We start from the raw sequence: 19,714 nt of genomic DNA, 5'->3' as shown, positions 1-19,714 counted from the left end.
ACACGCCCCCCCCCGCCCCTGGGGCCGCCGCTCCCCCCGGCCCCCGCCCCCCCGGGGTGTCCCGTTCGGGGGGGGGTGGGTGGCACTCTGTGCCACCCAGCCGCCCCTTTCGCACGATGTGGGACGGAGCGCCCGCTCACATCCAGCCGTCGAGCGGGACCTCGTCGCAGAGCCGGACGACCGGCCGGCGACCGGAGACGCCGACGCCCGAGGAGAGCTTGACCCGGAGCCCGGGGCGCACCGCGTGCGGCGGTCCGTCGACCCGGCAGCGGACCACGAACCCCTCCGCCATGTGCACCGGCCAGAGGTCCGCGTCGGCCGCGGCGACCCCGCGCCGTACGGAGATGACGCCCTCGCCCCCGCTGAGTTCGGGCGCGAGGTCGGTCGACCCGCAGGTCGGACAGAGCAGTCGCTGGAACGTGGTGGTGTGGCACCAGCGGCAGCGCTGGAAGTAGAGCTCGGAATCGGGGGCCGTCTCCTCGGCGTGGACGGCGGTCCCGCTCCTCAGTCCCGTGTGGAACACGATGCCTTCTCCTTGCACTCGGCGGCTCGACCGTGCATGGAGCAAAGATATGGCACTGAGTGCCATCAAATAAAGACCTGAGTTCCCTCAATCGGAGATACTGAGATCCCCTGGCACCTTCCGGACCCCGTCCGGGCGCCCCTCAGCCCTCGCCGAGGCTCGACTCCACCTCGCGCACCACGCGCCACATCGGGGTGGACCGTTTGGTGATGACCACCACGACGTCCTCCGCCTCCTCGGCGGGTGCGTCCGCGGCCGGGGCGGAGCTCCAGGTGGTGCGCACGAACTCCAGGGCCTCGTCCACCGCGGCCAGCGGGTCGCCCTCGCCGCCCGAGCGCAGCCAGTGGCGCAGGGCGTGGTTGTGGGCGGCGACCACGGCCGCCGCGACCACGTTGGCGCGCAGGGTGCCGTCCCTGCGGTCGGCCCAGCGGGTGCGCAGGTAGTCGCCGAGGGTCTTCTCGTACCGCCAGACCACCGACAGCTCGTACGTGCGGAGCCCGGCGACCTCGCGGGTGAGCCGGTAGCGCTGCACGGAGAAGGTGGGGTTCTCGGCGTACATCCGCATGACGAGCCGGGCGGCGCCGCAGACCCGGACGATCGGGTCGTCGGAGTCGGCGCTCGCCGCGAGGAACCGGGTCATGTCGTCGAGGCACTGCTCGTGGTCGGGGAAGACCACGTCCTCCTTCGACGGGAAGTACCGGAAGAAGGACCGCCGGCCGACGCCCGCGAGGGTCACGATGTCGTCGACGGTGGTCTGCTCGTAGCCCCGCTCCAGGAAGAGCTGGAAGGCCGCGGCGATGAGGGAGTCCCGCATCGCGGGCTTCGTGGAGTTCGTCGACGCTGTTCCCATGCGTCGAAACTAGCATTGGAAGGACGGTCTCGCGGCACTGGGTGCCGGACTAATCCGGCACCCAGTGCTTTTTAGAGGGTACGGAGGCTCAGCGCGCGGACATCCGGAGCGCGCCGTCCATGCGGATCGTCTCGCCGTTGAGGTAGTCGTGCTCGGCGACCATCGTGACCAGCCGGGCGTACTCCTCCGGGCGGGCGAGGCGCTGCGGGAAGGTGACGCTCGCGGCGAGACCGGCCCGGACGTCCTCGGTGAACCCGGCCATCATCGGGGTGTCGACGATGCCGGGGGCGAGGGTGACGACCCGGATGCCGAACTGCGCGAGGTCGCGGGCGGCGGTGACGGTCATGCCGGCGACGCCCGCCTTGGAGGCGGCGTACGCGATCTGGCCGACCTGGCCCTCGAAGGCGGCGATCGAGGCGGTGTTGACGACGAGGCCCCGCTGCCCGTGCTCGTCGGGCTCGTGCCGGGCGATGGACTCGGCGGCGAGCCGCATCACGTTGAACGTGCCGATCAGGTTGACGTTCACGACGGCGCGGAACAGGTCGAGGTCGTGCGGGCCCTTGCGGCCCAGGATCCGGGCCGAGGGGGCGATGCCGGCGCAGTTCACGGCGAGCCGCAGCTCGGCCCCGTCGGCGTCGGCCTCGGCGAGGGCCGCGCGGACCTGCTCCTCGTCGGTGACGTCGGCGGCGAGCAGCCGGACGCCCTCGGGGAGGGCCCCGGCGGCGGCCACGGACTTGTCCAGGTCCAGGCCGTAGACGGTGGCGCCCCGGGCGGCGAGCGCGGCGGCGGTGGCGGCACCGAGGCCGGAGGCGGCGCCGGTGACGAGAGCGGCGGAGCCTGCGATGTCCATGGAACTCCTCGTTCGTGTCGTGCGGGGGCGACCCTGCCGCCGGGATGGCCGCCGGATCGGGCGCGTGCCCGCGGAGGACCGCGCGGTCCGCGCGATCTGCGCCGCCCACCATAGAACCGCGTGCGGCGCCCCCGGAAGCGGAGGCCGGACCCCCGGCCGCGGGGCGGCGGCGGTCAGTCCGAGGGCACGGCGTACGGGCGGAGGACCATGAGCGAGTCCTCCACGGCCGCCGCCATGGCGAAGGGGAACCGGTCGAGTTCGAGGCAGAGTGCGACGTCGTCGGGGTGGGCGCCCTCGCGCACGCCCTCCCTCAGCTCGGCGGCGGCGCGCGACTCCGCGGCGCGGCGGAGGAACCCGGCCGCGTCCGTCCCGGCCCCGGCGGCCCTCCCGGCGATGTACTGGGCGCACGCCAGGTCCTCCTCGGCGCGCCCGTCCTCGCCGGTGACCACGAACGTGACGTCGCCGCGGGCGCGCGTCCGCAGGAGCCGGGCCGTCGCCTCCGCCACCACGAAGCCGGCGCAGAGCACCAGCGGCGCGTCCTTCACCGCGAGGGCGCCGACCGTGCCCGCCGTGGTCTTCTGCACGACGGTCCGGCCGCCGAGGTCGGCGGAGCGGAGCAGGCCGGGCGAGTTGACGGCGTCGAACCCGGGCGCCGGCGGGCCGTCCTTGAGCGCCACCCAGTCCGGGTGACGGGCCTTCAACTCCAGCGCCTCGTCCAGCGATCCGGCGAGGACGATCCTCTCCGCGCCCCGGCCGAAGGCCCAGGCGGCCACGGTGAAGGCGCGCATGACGTCGACGACGACGGCCGTCGACGGGGTTCCGGTCAGTTCGGCGGTGCCGAGGAAACGAGCGTCCATCGGGTCATGATCGCCCATGCCCGAACCGCGACTCGCGGGGAGTGGCGCGCGTCACACCTGCGGTAACGGCGTCGGCGGAGGCGTTAGCGCGACGGCAGCGGGACGTGAGCAGCGCGCGGCAGGCTGGTGGCGACCATCGTGGCCGGCGTGCGCCGGCCACGGCCAGCAGACCGCGGGGGACCACCGTGCGTGCCGGACACCGGCCCGGGGCACCGGCGCGGCCGCCTCGCCTTCCGTACCGGGCGCCCGACCACGCCCGGACGGCCGGGACGCGCGAGAAGGAGCAGGTGGCGGAAGTGCTCACCAAGCGGGTGACGGTGACCGTCCACGCGTCCGATCCGCTCAGCCGGGCCGGGCTGATCAGCCACTTGCGGCACCAGCCGTCCCTGGACGTCCTGCCGGAGCGGGGAGAGGACGGGCGGGGCGGGCAGGAACAGGCCCCGGAGGAGCGGAACGCCCCCGCCGTCGCCGTGATGCTCGCGGACCGGATCGACGAGTCCACCACGGCCGAGCTGCGGCGGCTGCTGCACGGCCGGGACCGGCGGGTCGTGCTCGTCGCGGGCGAGCTGCGCGAGTCCGATCTGCTGTCGGTGGTCGAGTACGGGGTGCGCGCCATCATCTGGCGCCACCAGGCCACCGAGCAGCGCCTGTTGAGCGCCGTGCACAGCGCGGCGCGCGGGGAGGGGGAGCTACCGCCGGATCTGGTCAGCCGGCTCCTGAACCAGGTGGGACGGCTCCGGCGGGCGACGGCGGCGGGCGCGACGGCCGGCGGGGCGGTGCCGCTCCTCGGGATGGCGCCGCGCGAGGTGGACGTCCTGCGGCTGCTCGCCGAGGGCCTGGACACCCGGCAGATCAGCGAGCGGCTCGCCTACTCCGAACGCACCGTCAAGAACATCCTGCACGCGCTGATGACCCGTCTCCGGCTCACCAACCGGGCGCATGCCGTCGCGTACGCGCTCCGCGAAGGCTACATCTGATGATCCACGAGATCGACGAGGCGCTGCGCGGCCTCCTCGCGCCCGCCGTGACGGGCGACGTCGCCTTCGACGCGCCGACCCGCGCCACCACCCGCACCCCACCGCACCGGAGACCTCGCACGAAGACCTCCTCCGAGGCGGGGGGCGAGCCCCGCCTGCACGACCCGGTGGACGCTCTCCGCCGACACCGACCCGCTACTTCTCCGATACGGCAAGCCCCCGGCTGATCACCAGCCGCTGGATCTGGTTCGTGCCCTCGAAGATCTGCATGATCTTTGCCTCGCGCATGTAGCGCTCCACCGGGAAGTCCCGGGTGTAGCCGTAGCCGCCGAGGACCTGGACCGCGTCCGTCGTGACCTTCATCGCCGTGTCGGTGGCGATGAGCTTGGCCGCGCTGGCCTGGCGGCTGAAGGGGCGGCCGAGGTCGCGGCGGCGGGCCGCGTCCAGGTAGGTGGCGCGGGCCGCGTCGACGGCGGCGGCCATGTCGGCGAGCAGGAAGCCGAGGCCCTGGTGGTCGACGAGCCGGCGGCCGAAGGTGGTGCGCTCGTTGGCGTAGGCGACGGCGGTGTCCAGGGCGGCCTGGGCGAGGCCCGTGGCGCAGGCGGCGATGCCGAGGCGGCCGTTGTCGAGGGCGCTGAAGGCGATCTGGAGGCCCTGGCCCTCCCTGCCGACGAGGCGGTCCTCCTCCAGGAGGGCTCCGTCCCAGTACGCCGAGGTGGTGGGCACGGCCTGGAGGCCCATCTTGCGCTCGGGCACCCCGAAGCCCAGGCCCTCGGCGGTGCCGGGCGCCAGGAAGCAGGAGACGCCGCGGCTGCCGGGGGCCGTACGGGCGAAGAGGGCGTAGAAGTCGGCCCGGCCGCCGTGGGTGATCCAGGCCTTGGTCCCGGTGATCCGGTACCCGCTGCCGTCCTCCTGCCGCTCCGCCTTGCAGCTGAGGGCGGCCGCGTCGGAGCCGGCCTGCGGCTCCGAGAGGCTGTAGCCGCCGATGGTCCGGCCCTCCAGCATCGCGGGCAGCCAGCGCTCCTTCTGCTCCGGCGTGCCGAAGGCGTGCAGCGGGTGGCAGGCCAGGGTGTGGACGCTGGTGGCGACGGCCACGGCCGCCCAGCGCGCGGCCAGTTCCTCCAGGACCTGGAGGTAGACCTCGTACGGCTGGCCCCCGCCGCCGTACTCCTCGGGGTACGCGAGGCCCAGGAGCCCCGCCTCGCCGAGGGTCGCGAAGAGCCCTTCGGGATAGGTCTCGGCGGCCTCGTGCTCGTCCACCCGGGGAGAGAGCTCCTTGTCGGCTATCTCCCGGGTGAGGGCGATGAGGTCCGCGGCTTCGGGGGTGGGAAGCAGGCGGTCGACATCCATGGCGACTCCAGCGGCGCGCAAAGTGGTACTGAGGGGGGTACTCCAGTACCGGTCAGAGTAGCGCAGGAGCGGCCGGCCGCAACCCCTGGAGCCGTGCCGCACGAACCGGTCCCGCGTGCACGGGGCCACGGCCTCCTCCGGGCCCGGCCTGGAATACTGGGCGGGTGATCGAGACCTCCGCCGCCGACACCCCGCAGCTGACGGGCCGCGGAGCGGCGCGCCGCTCCGCGCTCTTCGAGGAGCTCGTCGCCCTCCTCGTCGGCGAGGGCTTCGCCGGCCTGACGCTCGACGACCTCGCCGCCCGGCTGCACTGCTCGAAGCGGACCCTGTACGGCCTGGCCGGCAGCAAGGAGCAGCTGGTCCGGGCGGCGGTCGTGCACTTCTTCCGGCGCGCCACGGCCCGGGTCGAGGCCGTCCTCGCCGCCGCCACCGGGCCCGCCGAACGGCTCGCCGCCTATCTGCGGGCGGTCTCGGCCGAGCTGGCGCCGGTCTCGCCGCAGTTCTTCGACGACGTGGCGGCCTTCGAGCCCGCCGCCGAGGTGTACGAGCGCAACACGCGCGCGGCCGCCGGGCGGGTCCAGCAGCTCATCGAGGAGGGGGTGCGGGCCGGGGTCTTCCGCGAGGTGCACGTGACCTTCGCCGCCGACGTCATCTCCTCGGTCATGGTCCGCATCCAGCGGCGCCAGGTCGCCGCCGCGACCGGCCTGGCCGACGCGGAGGCGTACGACCAGCTCGCCGAACTGCTCCTCAGCGGCCTCCGGAAGGCCTGAGCCTCCGCGAGGCCCGAGCCCCCGACCGCCGGGACCATCGGCCGCGGGGACCGGGAGGCGCAGGGACCGGGAGGCGCAGGGACCGGGGGCGCAGGGGACCGCCCCACGACGCCCCCACGCGAATGGCCGGTTTCCACCCCCACCCGTCCCTCACCCTGCGCACCCGCTCCACTACTCTGTGCCGCGCCACTGACCACCCCCTCCCAGGGAGACCTCCGCGTGGAGCGCAGCCGTACCGTCCTCAGGATCCGTGCCGTACTCGCCGCCATGGGCGTCACCGCCGCCCTCACCGCGGCCCCCGCGGCGCAGGCCGCACCCGTCGAGAGTTCCGGGAAGCACCGGCCCGCTCCCTGCACCGGGGAGTTCCGCGGCGACGCGCGGCTCGGGCCCGAGCACCTGCCGAAGAAGCGGCAGAAGCCGGTCGGGCCGCTGCTCGACGGCTACCACCGGACCGGCAAGCTCTCCCCCGCCGCCTTCCTCAAGAAGTACTGGGAGGGCCCGGCCGGCACCGGCGGCTGGAAGTACCCGCCGAACGACGGCTTCGGCGAGGTGAACGGCGAGGTCGACAAGGCGCCCGAGCTCCTGGTGAGGGGCGAGCGCCTGGACCGCTTCGGCTCGGAGTTCGGCGGCTACCTGGCCCCCGCGGGCGACGCCTACGCGAAGCGGGCGCTGCCCCCGCAGAACCTCAACACCCGTGACGCCGCCTTTCCCTGCGACTACCACCTGTACGAGGTGACGCGGGCGTTCGCGGTCTGGGAGGGCTCCGTCGCGCCCTGGTTCGAGCAGCCGGGCGGCGGCCGCCAGATCAAGCTGGACCCGGCCTTCCTGGACCCGGGCGAGGGGCAGCGGCTCAATGTGAAGTGGCTGCTCGACAACGGCTACCTCGTGCGCGTGCCCGCATGACCGACCACCGCCGCACCCTCGAACGGGCCCTCCAGGAGGCCGGGGTGCCCGCCGGCTACTACTGGATCGAGGGCGTCCACGAACCCTCCCCCGTCCCGACCGACTTCGCCTATCTGCGGGCGGCGCCGGGCGGGGGCGGCTGGGAGACCGGGGTGTACGAGCGGGGCGCGTACGAGCCGGTCGCCACGCACCCGGCCGAGGCGGACGCCTGCGCCCACCTCCGGACCCTCCTGGGAGCCTAGGAGGCACCCCGCCGGCACGTCCCGCGTTCGGGAAGTGAAGGCGACGGGGCCCGACCGGCTTATTTCACCTCATGACTTAAAGCTAAAGATAATGTCGCCTCCCCGGCCCCGCAGCGGTATGTTCGACGAGGACTACTTCACCAGGGGGCCCAGTGACCAAGCGGAACGGACGCACCGTCCGTGACCTGCGGCGCGAGAACCGCACCGCCGTCCTCCAGCGCCTGTACTTCGACGGGCCGACGAGCCGCTTCTCGCTGGGCCCCGCGACCGGACTGAGCTCAGGCTCGATCAGCAACGTGGTGGCCGAGCTCGTCGCGGAGGGGCTGGTCGAGGAGGCCGGCAGCGTCGACTCGGCCGGCGGGCGCCCCCGTACCCTGCTCCGGATCTCCCCCGGCAGCGGCTTCATGATCGGCGTCGATGTCGGCGAGACCCGGATCAGGATCGAGCTGTTCGACCTCGCCCTCACCGAACTCGCCCGCGCCGAGCGCCCGTTGGCCGTGGGCGGTCCGCATCCGCACGACCGGTACGAGGTCGGGGTCGTCGTCGGCCACGTCCGGGACGGCATCGCGGAGGTGCTGCGGACCGCGGACGTGCCCGCCGAACAGCTCCTCGGCGTCGGTGTCGGCGTGCCCGGCATCGTGGCCAGGACCCCGGAGGACGGCGCGGTCGTGCACGGCCAGACCGTCGACTGGGACGCCGTGCCCCTGGAGCGCCTGCTGCGCGAGCACGTGGAACTCCCGGCCTCGGTGCCGTACTGGATCGACAACGGCGCCAAGACCCTCGGCCAGGCCGAGATGTGGTTCGGCGCCGGGCGCGGCGCCCGCAGCGCCGTCGTCGTGCTCTTCGGCTCCGGCGTCGGCGCCTGCGTGGTCACCGACCCGACGGGGCCGGGGCGGGCGGTCGAATGGGGCCATCTGAAGGTACGGGTGCGGGGGCGCCGCTGCCGTTGCGGCGCCCTGGGCTGCCTGGAGGCGTACGCGGGCGCGGAGGCGCTGCTCGAACGCTGGCGGGAGGCGGGCGGGCACCCCCCGGAGGGCACGGACGAGGAGACGGCCCTCACCGCCATGCTCGCCGCCGCGTACCCCGCCGACGCCGGGACCCCGCCCGATCCCACGGTGCTCGCCGTCCTGGAGGAGACCGCCGAGTACCTGGGCGCGGGGTTCGCCGACCTCATCAACCTCTTCCAGCCCGAGCGCATCCTCATCGGCGGCTGGGCCGGACTCCAGCTCGGCACCCGCTTCCTGGAGACGGTCGAGCGGTACGCGCGGGAGTACGCCCTGAAGTACCCGGCGGCCCGCGTGGGCATCGGCCTGGGAACACTCGGCCCGGACGCGGTCACGGTCGGCGCGGCGATCCTGCCGCTCGCGGACTTCTTCGCGCGCGGCGGGCGGCGGGCCGAGACCGGGGGCGAGGCCGCCGAGGAGCAGCCGGTGTGGGCGACGGCCGTACGGGAGCGGACGGCACACTGATTCCGCCCCCACCCGCGACTTGTGTCATTCATTTGACACAAGTCGCGGGGCCCGCCATCTTGTACTCGACACATGACACAAGAGTTCCGACGGGGGTCCCCATGCCCGGCTCCGCCCCGCCCGCCCCGCTCCGGCCGGCCCGCGCCGAACTGCTCGTCCGGTGGGGCGCCGCGGCGACCGGCGCGGCGGCGGCCTGGACGGTCGCCCACGACGCCGGGCTCGGGCTCGGCGTCCTGCACGCCCTGCCGGTCTTCGCCGTCTGCGCCACGGCGGGCGTCCTGGCCGCCGACGCGCTGACGCCGGGGCCCGGGGGCGCGGTGCGGCTCGCGGGCCTCGTCCCGCGCCGCGTCCGCGACGTCCTGCCGGCCGGCCTCGGTCTCCTGCTCGCCGCCGAGGCCGCCGTACTCCTCGCGCTGCTGACCGTCGCCGCGCTCACCGCCTCCCCGGACGACATGGGCAGGGCGGGCCGCACGCTCAGCGTCGCCTGCACGGGCCTCACCGAGTCCCGGGGGCCCTGGCCCGGCCTCTTCTACGGCCTCCCGGTGCTCGCCGCCCTCGCGGCCGGCACCGCCGCCTGCGGCTGTGCCCTGCGCCGCATCACCGGGCGCCCGGCCCCCGGGGGCGACTCCGCGGCGACGGCGGACGACGCGCGGCGGCGCAGGGAACGCGGTCGTGCCGTGACGGCCGCGTGGGGCCTCCTGGTCTCGGCGCCGCTGGCCGGCGCCGCCCTCTTCGCCTCCGGCGCGCTGCGCTCGCTGTCCTGCGTGGGGCCCCTGGTCCACACCGCGGGGCTGCTCCTGCTGCCGGTCGCCGCGGTCGCGGCCGGCACGACGCTGTGGTCGCTGTTCACCGTCCTCGCCCCGCCGGCCTCCCCCCGGAGCGGGCCGTGACCGGTCCGGCCGTACGCGTGGACACGACCGGCCCGGTCCCGCCGTACGAGCAGATCCGCTCCCGGCTCGCGGCGCTCATCGACGGCGGCGTCCTGCCGGAGGGCGAACGGCTCCCCACCGTCCGACAGCTCGCCGCCGACCTGGGGCTCGCCCCCGGCACCGTGAACCGCGCCTACAAGGAGCTGGAGGCGGCGGGCCTGGTCCGCACCCGGCGGGGCGCGGGCACCAGGGTCGCCGCCCGCCCCGGCGCGGCCCCCGTCGACACCGCCGCCCTCACCCGGCTCGCCCGCGCGTACGTCGCCGGGGCCCGCGCGACGGGCGCCGACGAGACGGCCGTCCTGGCCGCTGTACGGGCGGCCCTGGACGCGCCGTCCGCCTGACGAGCCGTCAAGATCCTTCCCTGCGGGCGGGGAAGCCGTGGGTGCGGGCCGCGACGACCACGGCCGCCACGGGGACCAGGAGGGCGAGCACGCTCCAGGGGAGGGCCCCGGTGCCGAACGCGTCGAGGAGGAGGCCGCCGACCACCCCGCCGCCCGCCATGGCGACGTTCCAGAGGGTGACGAGCATCGCCTGCGCGGCGTCGGCCTGTTCGCCGCCCGCGTCGCCCGCCGCCGTCTGGAGCAGGGTCGGCGCGCCGCCCCAGCCCAGGCCCCAGAGCACCACCGCGCCGTACACGAGCGCGGACGACCGCGCGAACAGCGCCAGGATCCCGCCGGCCACCGCGACGAGCAGTGTGCCGGTGATCATCAGGGCCCGGAGCCGGCGGTTGATCAGGGTGCCGACGGCCCAGATGCTCAGCAGCGAGGCGGCGCCGAAGACCAGGAGGACGGTGTCGGCCCGGCCGCCCATCCCGAGCCGGTCGAGGAAGGCGGCGATGTAGGTGTAGAGGAGGGTGTGGGCGAGGACGAAGACGAGGGTGACGGCGAGGACCGGGGCGACGCCGGGGACCTTGAGCGCGGCCGTCATCGACGGTGAGGAGCCCTTCTCCGGGCGGTGTCCCGGGTAGTCCGGGACGGCGGCCAGGATCCAGCCGAGGAGGACCAGCGTCAGGCCGGTCATGACGAGGAAGGCCGTCCGCCAGTCGACGACCCTGCCGACGAACGTCCCGGCGGGCACGCCGAGGGAGAGCGCGACGGGGATGCCCGCCATGGCCACCGCGATGGCCTTGCCCTGGAGGTGCGCGGGAGCCATCCGCCGGGCGTAGCCCGCGAGCAGCGCCCACGCGAGGCCCGCCGCGACCCCTGCGGCGAACCGGGCCCCCATGGTCAGCGGGTAGGAGGTGGAGAGCGCCGTCACGGTGTTGGCGAGGGCGAACCCGCCCATGGCCGTCAGCAGGAGCCGGCGGCGGCGCCATCCGGCGGTCGCGGCGGAGAGCGGGATGGCGGTGAGGACGGTGCCGAGGGCGTAGATCGTCACCGTCTGCCCGGTGGCGGACTCGCTGACGCCCAGGTCGCCGCCCATCGCGGGCAGCAGCCCGGCGGGCAGCGTCTCGGTGAGGCTCGTGATGAACACGGCGGTCGCAAGCGCGAGCAGCGCCGACAGGGGCAACCCGCCGGACGGGGAAGGGCTTTCGGCCCGCCGGGAGGAGGGAGCGGGGCTGTGGGAGGGTCCTCTGGTCAGGTCTGTGCTCGACATGACAGCATGGTCGAACCCTTCCATTGATGTGAAGGTCAAGCGGGATCCGGAAGAGCGTCGCGGGAACGCGGGGAGGGCGGGGATCGTGCGCGTCGGGGAGCTGTCGGAACGCACCGGGGTCTCCCGCCGGATGCTGCGCTACTACGAGGAGCAGGGCCTCATCGCCTCCCACCGGTGCGCCAACGGCTACCGGGACTACCCCGAGCCCTGCGTGGACCGCGTCCAGCAGGTGCGCGGGCTGCTCGACGCGGGCCTCTCGACGCAGACGATCCGCAGGATCCTGCCCTGCCTGGGACCGCCCGGCCGCATCGACATCCCGAACCCGACGCCGGAGACGATCGCGCTCCTGGAACTGGAGTGCGCGCGCATGGCGCAGCGGATCGACCGGTTGACCCGCAACCGGGACGCCATGACCGCGTACCTCGCGGACGTCCGGAAGGCGGTTCCGGCCGAACCGGCCGCCTGACGCCTACCGGTGCGGCGGGGCGCGGATCCAGCGAACGGCCTTCCGCCACAAGCCTGTTGACCTAGACAGCACTCCAAGTTCTAGCGTCGGTCCGTCGGCCACAAGACGATCGGACGGTGGGAGAACATGGGTGTTTGGTTTGTCACGGGTGCCTCGCGCGGGCTCGGCGCGGAGATCACCCGGGAGGCGCTGGGCCGCGGGCATCGCGTGATCGCCGCGGCGAGGGACGCGTCGGCGGTGCTCCACGCGTACCCGGAGAAGCCGGACGGACTGCTGGCGGTGAGCGCGAACGTGACCGAACCGGAACAGCTGGCGGCCGCGGTGGAGGCGGGCCTGAAGGAGTTCGGCCGGATCGACGTCGTGGTCAACAACGCCGGTCACGGCCTGGTGGGCGCGATCGAGGAGATCTCCGACGAGGCCGCCCGCGCGCTGTTCGACGTCAACGTGTTCGGCGTGCTCAACACCTTGCGGGCGACCCTGCCGACGCTGCGCGCCCAGCGGTCCGGACACGTCGTGAACATCGGCTCCGTGGGCGGCTTCGCCACCGCTCCGGCGGCGGGCCTGTACGGCGCGTCGAAGTTCGCCCTGGAGGGCGTCTCCGAAGCGCTGCACGGCGAGCTGGCCCCGCTCGGCGTGCGCGTCACGATCGTGGAACCGGGCGGATTCCGCACCGACTTCCTCAGCGCCTCCAGCATCCGGGTCGAACCGGCCTCCATCGAGGACTACGCCGTCGGCGCGGGGCCGGTGCGCGAGGCGCTGGCCCGGAACGACGGCCGCCAGCCGGGCGATCCGGTGAAGGCGGCCAGGGCCGTCGTCGACGTCACCGAGGCCACCGAGCCCCCGCTGCGGCTGCAGTTGGGCGCGGACGCGGTCGAACGCGTCGAGGCGAAGCTGGACCTGGTGCGGCGCGAACTCGACCGATGGCGTCACGTGGCCCTCTCGACCGGCATCGAGGAATCCGCCCGCTGACCGGGCGCCCCGGTCAGACGGGGGCGAAGAGGTCCCCGGGCGCGTCGTCGAGGACGAAGCCGTTGTCGAAGCGGACGCGGACGGTCGTGCGGAGCTTCCGCTCCAGGTAGGCGGTCCAGGCGGGCTCCAGGGCATCGACCCGCTCTTCGAGCTGCTGCCTGCTGGCCGGGGGCATCTGGTGGCCGAAGTCGTCCAGGAGGGACTTGAGCCGCTCGTACTCGCGCACCTCCGGACCCTGCGGACGGTCCTCGTCCACCCGCTCGACCGTGCCCTCGGCGCCCGCCGCCAGGGCCAGGAACCCCGCCCCGGCGCCGCTCTCCGCCGGGGGTCCGCCGGCCGGGACGACCTCTCCGGCCAGCCTGAGGTCCACCGTGAGCCGCACGCGCCGGCCCTCTTTCAGCATCGTCGGTCCTTCGTCCTCGGGATGGTCGGGCCGCGCGCACGCGTGGCCGCCTCGATTATCGCGGTCCGGAAGCCCCGGCCCCGTTTCGGGGGCCGGTTCGCGGTTATGCGGCATTTCACCAAGGCAAGGGTTTTCCAGGTTCTCGGAGAGGAGCCGACATGTCGGGCAACGAGAAGATGAAGGCCAAGGGCGAGCAGGTCAAGGGCGCCGTCAAGGAGAACACGGGCCGGGCGCTCGGCGACGAGCGGATGGCCGGCGAGGGCCGCGCCGAGCGCGCCAAGGGCGACGCCCGGGAGGCCAAGGAGAAGACGAAGGACGCCTTCAAGCGCTGACCCTCCGGGTCGGCACATGCCGCGGCCCCCGGCCCCTCACGGGGGTCGGGGGCGCGGCGCGTGCGGGGCCGTGCGCGAGGGGTCGCACGGGCGGGGTCGTACAGGTGGGGCCGTACAAGTGGGGTCGTACGCGAGGAGTCGTACGCGAGGGAGGGAGGGGCCCTGATGGGATCCGTCGGGCAGGACAGGGGCGCGCTCCGGCGCGGCCCCGTGGCGATCGGTCGCGACCTGGTGCTCGCGATCGGGCTCGCGGGGACGTGCGTGGGCGGTCTGGCGCTCTTCTTCAAGACGGCCGAGGCGGCCGGGGACCGCGGCTCGGGGGTGTCTTCCGCCCTCCTGGTGGCGTTCGCCGCCCTCGGGGCGCTGGCCGTCGGGTTCGCGCTGATCAGGAGGGGCGCGGCGTCCGCCGGGCGGCGTGCGGCCTTCCGTACGGCCGTCGCCGCGCCGGTCCCGGACGTGCCCGGCGCCGTCCCGGAGGCGCTGGATCACACGGTGCTGGACCACACGATGGTGGACCACACGACTCTGGATCACACGGCGCTGGATCACATGGCGGTGGACCCCGACGGCTTCGAGCACACGGTCGCCGCGCTCTGTGCCCGGGACGGCTGCACCCCCGTGGAGGTGGTCGGCGGCGCGGGCGACCTGGGCGCCGACGTGATCGCGACGACCGCGGACGGGCGCCGGGTGGTGCTCCAGTGCAAGCAGTACGCGGAGGACCACCGGGTGGGTTCCCAGGACCTCCAGCGGTTCGGCGGCACCTGCTTCACGGTCCACGAGGCCGATGTGGCCGTGCTCGTGACCACCAGCTCCCTCACCGCGCCGGCCGCCGAGTACGCCGACACCTGCGGGATCGTCTGCGTGGACGGCGAGGCCCTGGCCGCCTGGACGGACCAGCTCGCGCCTCCCCCGTGGGAGACGCTTCCGGTGGATCCGGCCTGACGGCGGGGGCGTCTCCCCGAGCCACGGACCTCAGGCCACGGACCCTATCCGGCCCACCGGCCCCCGGGGGCCGTCGTGGTGGATCGGGGTGTGGGCGCCGGTGAGGGAGGCCCCCGTGCCGCCCCGGCGGTGGGCGACGATCTCGGCGCCGATCGAGAGGGCGGTCTCCTCCGGCGTGCGGGCGCCGAGGTCGAGGCCGATCGGGGAGCGCAGGCGGGCGAGTTCGAGTTCGGTGACGCCGACCCCGCGCAGCCGCTCGTTGCGGTCCTCGTGGGTGCGGCGGGAGCCCATCGCGCCGACGTAGGCGACGGGGAGCCGCAGGGCGACCCGGAGCAGGGGGACGTCGAACTTGGCGTCGTGGGTGAGGACGCAGAGCACGGTCCGGCCGTCCACCTCGGTGGACTCCAGGTAGCGGTGCGGCCATTCGACGACGATCTCGTCGGCCTCGGGGAAGCGGGCCGGGGTCGCGAAGACGGGCCGGGCGTCGCAGACGGTGACGTGGTAGCCGAGGAACTTGCCGACCCGGACGAGCGCGGCGGCGAAGTCGATGGCCCCGAAGACGATCATGCGGGGGGCGGGGACGGAGGACTCGACCAGGAGGGTCAGGGGCTGTCCGCAGCGGCTGCCGTCCTCGCCGATCTCCACGGTGCCGGTGCGGCCCGCGTCAAGCATCGCGCGGGCCTCGCCGGCCGCGGTGCGGTCCAGCTCGGGGTGACCGCCGAACTTCCCCTCGTACGAGCCGTCGGGGCGGACCAGGAGGGACTTGCCGAGCAGGTCGTCGGGGCCGGAGACGATCCGGGCGAGGGCCGCCGCCTCGCCCTCGACGGCGGCGGCGAGCGCGGCGGGGAGGACCCCGCCGCGGACCGGAGTGACGAGGATGTCGATGATCCCGCCGCAGGTCAGGCCGACGGCGAAGGCGTCCTCGTCGCTGTAGCCGAAGCGCTCGACGACGGTCCGGCCGTCGTCGAGGGCCTGGACGCACAGGTCGTAGACCGCGCCCTCCACACACCCCCCGGAGACCGATCCGATCGCCGTGCCCTCGCTGTCGACGGCGAGTGCGGCGCCCGGCTGCCGGGGCGCGCTGCCGCCGACCGCCACCACGGTGGCGACGGCGAAGGCGCGTCCCTGCTCGACCCACCGGTGCAGCTCTTCGGCGATGTCCAGCATCTCGGTTCTCCTTGGGGGTGCGGGAGGGCGGTGGGGCGTCAGCCGACGCCGAGCCAGCTCTCGATCGGGTGGATGGCGAAGTACACGATGAAGATCGCGGTCAGGCCCCACATGAAGGCCCCGACCTCCCGCGCCTTCCCCTGGGCGGTCTTGATCACCGCGTAGGAGATGACACCGGCGGCGACACCCGTGGTGATGGTGTACGTGAACGGCATCAGGACCACGGTGAGGAAGACCGGGATCGCCACGGAGCGGTCGCTCCAGTCCACGTGCTTGGCGTTCTGCATCATCATCGAGCCGATGACGACCAGGGCCGCGGCGGCGACCTCCTGGGGGACGATCGCGGTGAGCGGGGTGAAGAAGAGGCAGAGGGCGAAGAAGCCGCCGGTGACCACGGAGGCCAGGCCGGTGCGGGCGCCCTCGCCGACGCCGGTGGCGGACTCGACGAAGACCGTCTGGCCCGAGGCGCCGGCGCCGCCGCCGATGATGCCGCCGGCCCCGTCGATGAAGAGGGCCTTGGAGAGGCCGGGCATGCGGCCCTTGTCGTCGGCGAGCTTGGCCTCGGTGCCGACGCCCAGGATGGTCGCCATGGCGTCGAAGAAGCCGGCCAGCACCAGGGTGAAGACGATCATGGTGATCGTGATGTAGCCGACGTCGCCCCAGCCGCTGAAGGACACGTCCCCGATGAGGGAGAAGTCCGGGGCGGAGACCGCGCTGCCGTCCAGCTCCGGCGGGCCGGAGAACCAGGCCTTGGCGGGTATGTCGGCGACCGCGTTGAGGACGACCGCGACGACCGTGCCGACGACGATGCCGATGAGGATGGCGCCGGGGATGTTGCGGGCCTGGAGGGCGAAGATCAGGAGCAGGGTGAAGGCGAAGATCAGGACGGGCCAGCCCTGGAGCTCGCCGGCCGGGCCGAGGGAGACGGGGCCGCCGCCCGGGGCGGGGTTCTCGTGGACGAAGCCGGCCTTCACGAAGCCGATGATCGCGATGAAGAGGCCGATGCCGATGGTGATGGCGTGCTTCAGGGCGAGCGGGATCGCGTTCATGATCATCTCGCGGAGGCCGGTGACCACCAGGAGACAGATCACCGCGCCGTACGCCACGGACATGCCCATGGCCTGCGGCCAGGTCATGACGGGGACGACCTGCGAGGCCATCACGCCGGAGACGCTCAGACCGGCGGCGAGGGCGAGCGGGACCTTGCCCCAGAAGCCCATCAGGAGGGTCGTCGCGGCCGCGGCGAGGGCGGTGGCCGTGATGAGCGCCGGCTGGCTGAGCAGATTGCCGTCGACGTCCTTGCCGCCGAGGATCAGGGGGTTGAGCAGGAGGATGTACGCCATCGCCATGAAGGTGGTGACGCCGCCGCGGACCTCCGTCGCGACGGTGGATCCTCTCTCCGAGATGTGAAAGTACCGGTCGAGCCAAGACCTGCCGGCGGGGGTGCGCGAGCCGGAGCCCGCGTCCTCGGCGCTGGTCTTGGGCTCCACTGACGACTGGGTCATGGGGCCTACTCCCAAGGTTCAAAGGGGCACCCGCGTCGGACTTCGAAGGGTTCTGGTCCGGCTGAAGCCGCGGGATTTGGGATGCTGCGTGGCTGCACGACCCGGGGGACGGCCCGAGACGAACGGGGGTGGTGCGTGGGGGGCTCCGGGCGGTACGGGCGGGGAAGGGTGACGTTCCCGGGATGGGCCGTACCGCCCGGAGGGTCCTACAGGGTGCCGGTGAGCGCCTCGGGGCGGACCGGCGTCTTGTTGAGCTCCAGGCCCGTGGCGTTCCGGATCGCCGCGAGGACGGCCGGGGTGGACGACAGGGTCGGGGCCTCGCCGAGTCCCCGCAGGCCGTACGGCGCGTTGGGGTCGGCGAGTTCGAGCACGTCGACCGGGATGGTCGGCGTGTCGAGGATCGTCGGGATCAGGTAGTCCGTGAAGGAGGGGTTGCGCACCTTCGCGGTCTTCGGGTCCACGATGATCTCTTCCATCACTGCGACGCCCAGGCCCTGGGTGGTGCCACCCTGGATCTGGCCGACGACGGAGAGCATGTTGAGCGCCTTGCCCACGTCCTGGGCGGTGGCGAGCTCGACGACCTTGACGAGACCGAGCTCGGTGTCCACCTCGACCACCGCGCGGTGCGCGGCGAAGGTGTACTGGACGTGGCCGTCGCCCTGGCCGGTGACCAGGTCGAAGGGGACGGTCGGGCGGTGCCGGAACTCCAGCTCCAGGTCGACCGGGTCCTCGCCCTCCAGGACGTCGGCGAGGGTCGCGAGGACCTCGCCGCCGTCGGTGACGACCTTGCCGCCCTCCAGGAGGAGTTCGGCGGTCGCCCAGGCGGGGTGGTAGGAGCCGTTCTTGCGGCGGCCGATCTCCAGGACCTTCTCGCGGACGGCCTCGCAGGTGTTCTTCACCGCGCCGCCGGTCATGTACGTCTGCCGGGAGGCGGACGTGGAACCGGCGGAGCCGACCTGGGTGTCGGCCGGGTGGATGGTGACCTGCGTGACGCCGAGCTCGGTGCGGGCGATCTGGGCGTGCACGGTGACGCCGCCCTGGCCGACCTCCGCCATGGCCGTGTGGACCATGGCGACGGGCTCGCCGTTGATGACCTGGAGGACCACGCGGGCGGTCGAGTAGTCGTCGAAGCCCTCGGAGAAGCCGACGTTCTTGATGCCGACGGCGTAGCCGACGCCGCGGACGACGCCCTCGCCGTGCGTGGTGTTGGAGAGGCCGCCGGGCAGCGCGCGGACGTCCGCGCCCTCGCCGGCCGACTCCCACTGGCGCTCGGGCGGCAGCGGGCGGGCCTTGACCCGGCGGAGCAGCTCGGCGACCGGGGCGGGCGAGTCGACGACCTGTCCGGTGGGCATGAGCGTGCCCTGTTCCATGGCGTTGATCTGCCGGAACTCGACCGGGTCCATGCCCAGCTTCGCCGCGAGCTTGTCCATCTGCGCCTCGTACGCGAAGCACGCCTGGACGGCGCCGAAGCCGCGCATCGCGCCGCAGGGCGGGTTGTTGGTGTAGAGGGCGACCGCCTCGATCTCGACGTCCTCGACCACGTACGGGCCGGCGCCGAGCGAGGAGGCGTTGCCGACGACGGCCGGGGAGGCCGAGGCGTAGGCGCCGCCGTCGAGGACGATCCGGGCCTTGAGGTGGGTGAGCTTGCCGTCCCTGGTGGCGCCGTGCTCGTAGTGGAGCTTCGCCGGGTGGCGGTGCACGTGGCCGAAGAAGGACTCGAAGCGGTTGTAGACGATCTTGACCGGCTTGCCGGTGCGGAGCGCCAGGAGGCAGGCGTGGATCTGCATCGACAGGTCCTCGCGTCCGCCGAAGGCGCCGCCGACGCCGGAGAGCGTCATGCGGACCTTCTCCTCGGGCAGGCCGAGGACGGGCGCGATCTGGCGCAGGTCGGAGTGGAGCCACTGGGTGGCGACGTACAGGTCGACGCCGCCGTCCTCGGCGGGTACCGCGAGGCCGGACTCGGGGCCGAGGAAGGCCTGGTCCTGCATGCCGAAGACGTACTCGCCCTCGACGATCACGTCGGCCCGCTTGCGGGCCTCCGCCACGTCGCCGCGGACGATCGGCTGGCGGTGCACGATGTTGGGGTGCGGGACGTGTCCCGCGTGGTGGTCGTCGCGGCCCTCGTGGATGAGGGGCGCGTCGGGGGCGAGCGCGGAGGCCTCGTCGGTGACGAGGGGCAGCTCCTTGTACTCGATCCTCACCTTGGCGGCGGCGCGGCGGGCCGTCTCCGGGTGGTCGGCGGCGATCAGGGCGACCGGCTCGCCGTGGTGCCGCACCCGGCCGTGGGCGAGGACGGGGGTGTCCTGGATCTCCAGGCCGTAGTTCTTCATCTCGGCCGGCAGGTCGTCGTAGGTGAGGACGGCGTAGACGCCGGACATCGCCAGGGCCTCGGAGACGTCGATGGAGACGATCTCGGCGTGGGCGACGGTGGAGCGGAGGGTCTGGCCCCAGAGCATGTCCTCGTGCCACATATCCGAGGAGTACGCGAACTCGCCGGTGACCTTGAGGGTGCCGTCGGGGCGGAGCGTGGACTCGCCGATGCCGCCCTTGGTGTGGTTCTGGGTGACGTTGGTGGGCGTACCGGCGGGTGCGGTACGGGTGTTCTGCGCCATGG

The 19,714-nt window shown here is 73.7% G+C and carries 21 protein-coding genes; 11 read left to right on the top strand and 10 right to left on the bottom strand.

The window, feature by feature from the left end:
• Window positions 1-136 precede the first annotated feature (136 nt).
• The 4 genes from AB0398_RS28400 to AB0398_RS28385 form a co-directional block, all read right to left on the bottom strand.
• Window positions 137-523: a zinc ribbon domain-containing protein gene (locus AB0398_RS28400; RefSeq protein ID WP_366378480.1), complete on the bottom strand. Its 387-nt coding sequence runs from the start codon at window positions 521-523 to the stop codon at window positions 137-139.
• Window positions 524-665: 142 nt separating this feature from the next.
• Window positions 666-1,373 carry a TetR family transcriptional regulator gene (locus AB0398_RS28395; protein WP_366378479.1) on the bottom strand — a complete coding sequence of 236 codons (708 nt, stop codon included), beginning with the start codon at window positions 1,371-1,373 and terminating at the stop codon, window positions 666-668.
• Window positions 1,374-1,461: 88 nt separating this feature from the next.
• Window positions 1,462-2,223, bottom strand: coding sequence for an SDR family NAD(P)-dependent oxidoreductase (locus AB0398_RS28390; RefSeq protein ID WP_366378478.1), 762 nt, complete (start codon window positions 2,221-2,223; stop codon window positions 1,462-1,464).
• A gap of 173 nt (window positions 2,224-2,396) precedes the next feature.
• Complete coding sequence (locus AB0398_RS28385; RefSeq protein WP_366378477.1) at window positions 2,397-3,080, bottom strand: 2-phosphosulfolactate phosphatase; 684 nt, start codon at window positions 3,078-3,080, stop codon at window positions 2,397-2,399.
• A gap of 287 nt (window positions 3,081-3,367) precedes the next feature.
• Between AB0398_RS28385 and AB0398_RS28380 the strand changes: the two genes are divergently transcribed.
• Window positions 3,368-4,057 (top strand): response regulator transcription factor, encoded by a 690-nt coding sequence (locus AB0398_RS28380; protein WP_366378476.1) that lies wholly within the window; start codon window positions 3,368-3,370, stop codon window positions 4,055-4,057.
• Window positions 4,058-4,252: 195 nt separating this feature from the next.
• Here the strand turns inward: AB0398_RS28380 and AB0398_RS28375 are convergent, their stop codons facing one another.
• Window positions 4,253-5,407, bottom strand: a complete 1,155-nt coding sequence (locus AB0398_RS28375) for an acyl-CoA dehydrogenase family protein (protein ID WP_366378475.1) — start codon at window positions 5,405-5,407, stop codon at window positions 4,253-4,255.
• Window positions 5,408-5,571: 164 nt separating this feature from the next.
• Here AB0398_RS28375 and AB0398_RS28370 point away from each other — a divergent pair, with 164 nt between their 5' ends.
• The 6 genes from AB0398_RS28370 (at window position 5,572) to AB0398_RS28345 (ending at window position 10,061) form a co-directional block, all read left to right on the top strand.
• Entirely contained in the window at window positions 5,572-6,177 is a 606-nt protein-coding gene (locus AB0398_RS28370) for a TetR/AcrR family transcriptional regulator (protein WP_365541544.1), read from the top strand.
• A 267-nt stretch (window positions 6,178-6,444) separates the two neighbouring features.
• A complete protein-coding gene (locus tag AB0398_RS28365; RefSeq protein ID WP_366378485.1) occupies window positions 6,445-7,080 on the top strand; it encodes a TNT domain-containing protein in 636 nt (211 codons plus the stop codon).
• Complete coding sequence (locus AB0398_RS28360) at window positions 7,077-7,322, top strand: hypothetical protein (RefSeq protein WP_121832319.1); 246 nt, start codon at window positions 7,077-7,079, stop codon at window positions 7,320-7,322. The genes AB0398_RS28365 and AB0398_RS28360 overlap by 4 nt, the downstream gene beginning before the upstream one ends.
• Window positions 7,323-7,474: 152 nt before the next feature.
• Complete coding sequence (locus AB0398_RS28355; protein ID WP_366378474.1) at window positions 7,475-8,791, top strand: ROK family protein; 1,317 nt, start codon at window positions 7,475-7,477, stop codon at window positions 8,789-8,791.
• Window positions 8,792-8,892: 101 nt separating this feature from the next.
• Window positions 8,893-9,681, top strand: coding sequence for a hypothetical protein (locus AB0398_RS28350; protein WP_366378473.1), 789 nt, complete (start codon window positions 8,893-8,895; stop codon window positions 9,679-9,681).
• Entirely contained in the window at window positions 9,678-10,061 is a 384-nt protein-coding gene (locus AB0398_RS28345) for a GntR family transcriptional regulator (protein ID WP_366378472.1), read from the top strand. Before AB0398_RS28350 ends, AB0398_RS28345 begins: the two co-directional genes overlap by 4 nt.
• A 7-nt stretch (window positions 10,062-10,068) precedes the next feature.
• Here the strand turns inward: AB0398_RS28345 and AB0398_RS28340 are convergent, their stop codons facing one another.
• Window positions 10,069-11,316 carry an MFS transporter gene (locus AB0398_RS28340; RefSeq protein ID WP_366378471.1) on the bottom strand — a complete coding sequence of 416 codons (1,248 nt, stop codon included), beginning with the start codon at window positions 11,314-11,316 and terminating at the stop codon, window positions 10,069-10,071.
• Between the two features lie 85 nt (window positions 11,317-11,401).
• On the opposite strand from AB0398_RS28340, the gene AB0398_RS28335 reads away from it, so the two are divergent.
• Entirely contained in the window at window positions 11,402-11,782 is a 381-nt protein-coding gene (locus AB0398_RS28335) for a MerR family transcriptional regulator (RefSeq protein ID WP_366378469.1), read from the top strand.
• A 126-nt stretch (window positions 11,783-11,908) separates the two neighbouring features.
• A complete protein-coding gene (locus tag AB0398_RS28330) occupies window positions 11,909-12,751 on the top strand; it encodes an oxidoreductase (protein WP_366378468.1) in 843 nt (280 codons plus the stop codon).
• Between the two features lie 13 nt (window positions 12,752-12,764).
• Here AB0398_RS28330 and AB0398_RS28325 read toward each other — a convergent pair whose 3' ends face one another.
• Window positions 12,765-13,154 carry a hypothetical protein gene (locus AB0398_RS28325; protein WP_366378467.1) on the bottom strand — a complete coding sequence of 130 codons (390 nt, stop codon included), beginning with the start codon at window positions 13,152-13,154 and terminating at the stop codon, window positions 12,765-12,767.
• 158 nt (window positions 13,155-13,312) lie between these two features.
• Here AB0398_RS28325 and AB0398_RS28320 point away from each other — a divergent pair, with 158 nt between their 5' ends.
• Both AB0398_RS28320 and AB0398_RS28315 read left to right on the top strand, forming a co-directional pair.
• Entirely contained in the window at window positions 13,313-13,486 is a 174-nt protein-coding gene (locus AB0398_RS28320) for a CsbD family protein (protein WP_366378466.1), read from the top strand.
• 165 nt (window positions 13,487-13,651) lie between these two features.
• Window positions 13,652-14,428, top strand: coding sequence for a restriction endonuclease (locus tag AB0398_RS28315; RefSeq protein ID WP_366378465.1), 777 nt, complete (start codon window positions 13,652-13,654; stop codon window positions 14,426-14,428).
• Window positions 14,429-14,458: 30 nt separating this feature from the next.
• Here the strand turns inward: AB0398_RS28315 and AB0398_RS28310 are convergent, their stop codons facing one another.
• From AB0398_RS28310 to pucD, 3 genes are all read right to left on the bottom strand, one after another.
• Window positions 14,459-15,595: an XdhC/CoxI family protein gene (locus AB0398_RS28310; protein WP_366378464.1), complete on the bottom strand. Its 1,137-nt coding sequence runs from the start codon at window positions 15,593-15,595 to the stop codon at window positions 14,459-14,461.
• A 38-nt stretch (window positions 15,596-15,633) separates the two neighbouring features.
• The gene (locus AB0398_RS28305) at window positions 15,634-17,100 is read right to left on the bottom strand and encodes an NCS2 family permease (protein ID WP_366378463.1); all 1,467 of its coding nucleotides are present in this window, start codon (window positions 17,098-17,100) and stop codon (window positions 15,634-15,636) included.
• 206 nt (window positions 17,101-17,306) lie between these two features.
• On the bottom strand, window positions 17,307-19,712 hold the full coding sequence (gene pucD / locus AB0398_RS28300) for a xanthine dehydrogenase subunit D (protein ID WP_366378462.1): 2,406 nt from the start codon (window positions 19,710-19,712) through the stop codon (window positions 17,307-17,309).
• Window positions 19,713-19,714 lie beyond the last annotated feature (2 nt).

This window comes from Streptomyces sp. NPDC086147 (assembly GCF_040702165.1).
Lineage (GTDB): Bacteria > Actinomycetota > Actinomycetes > Streptomycetales > Streptomycetaceae > Streptomyces.
This window is presented reverse-complemented; position numbering and strand designations above follow the sequence as displayed.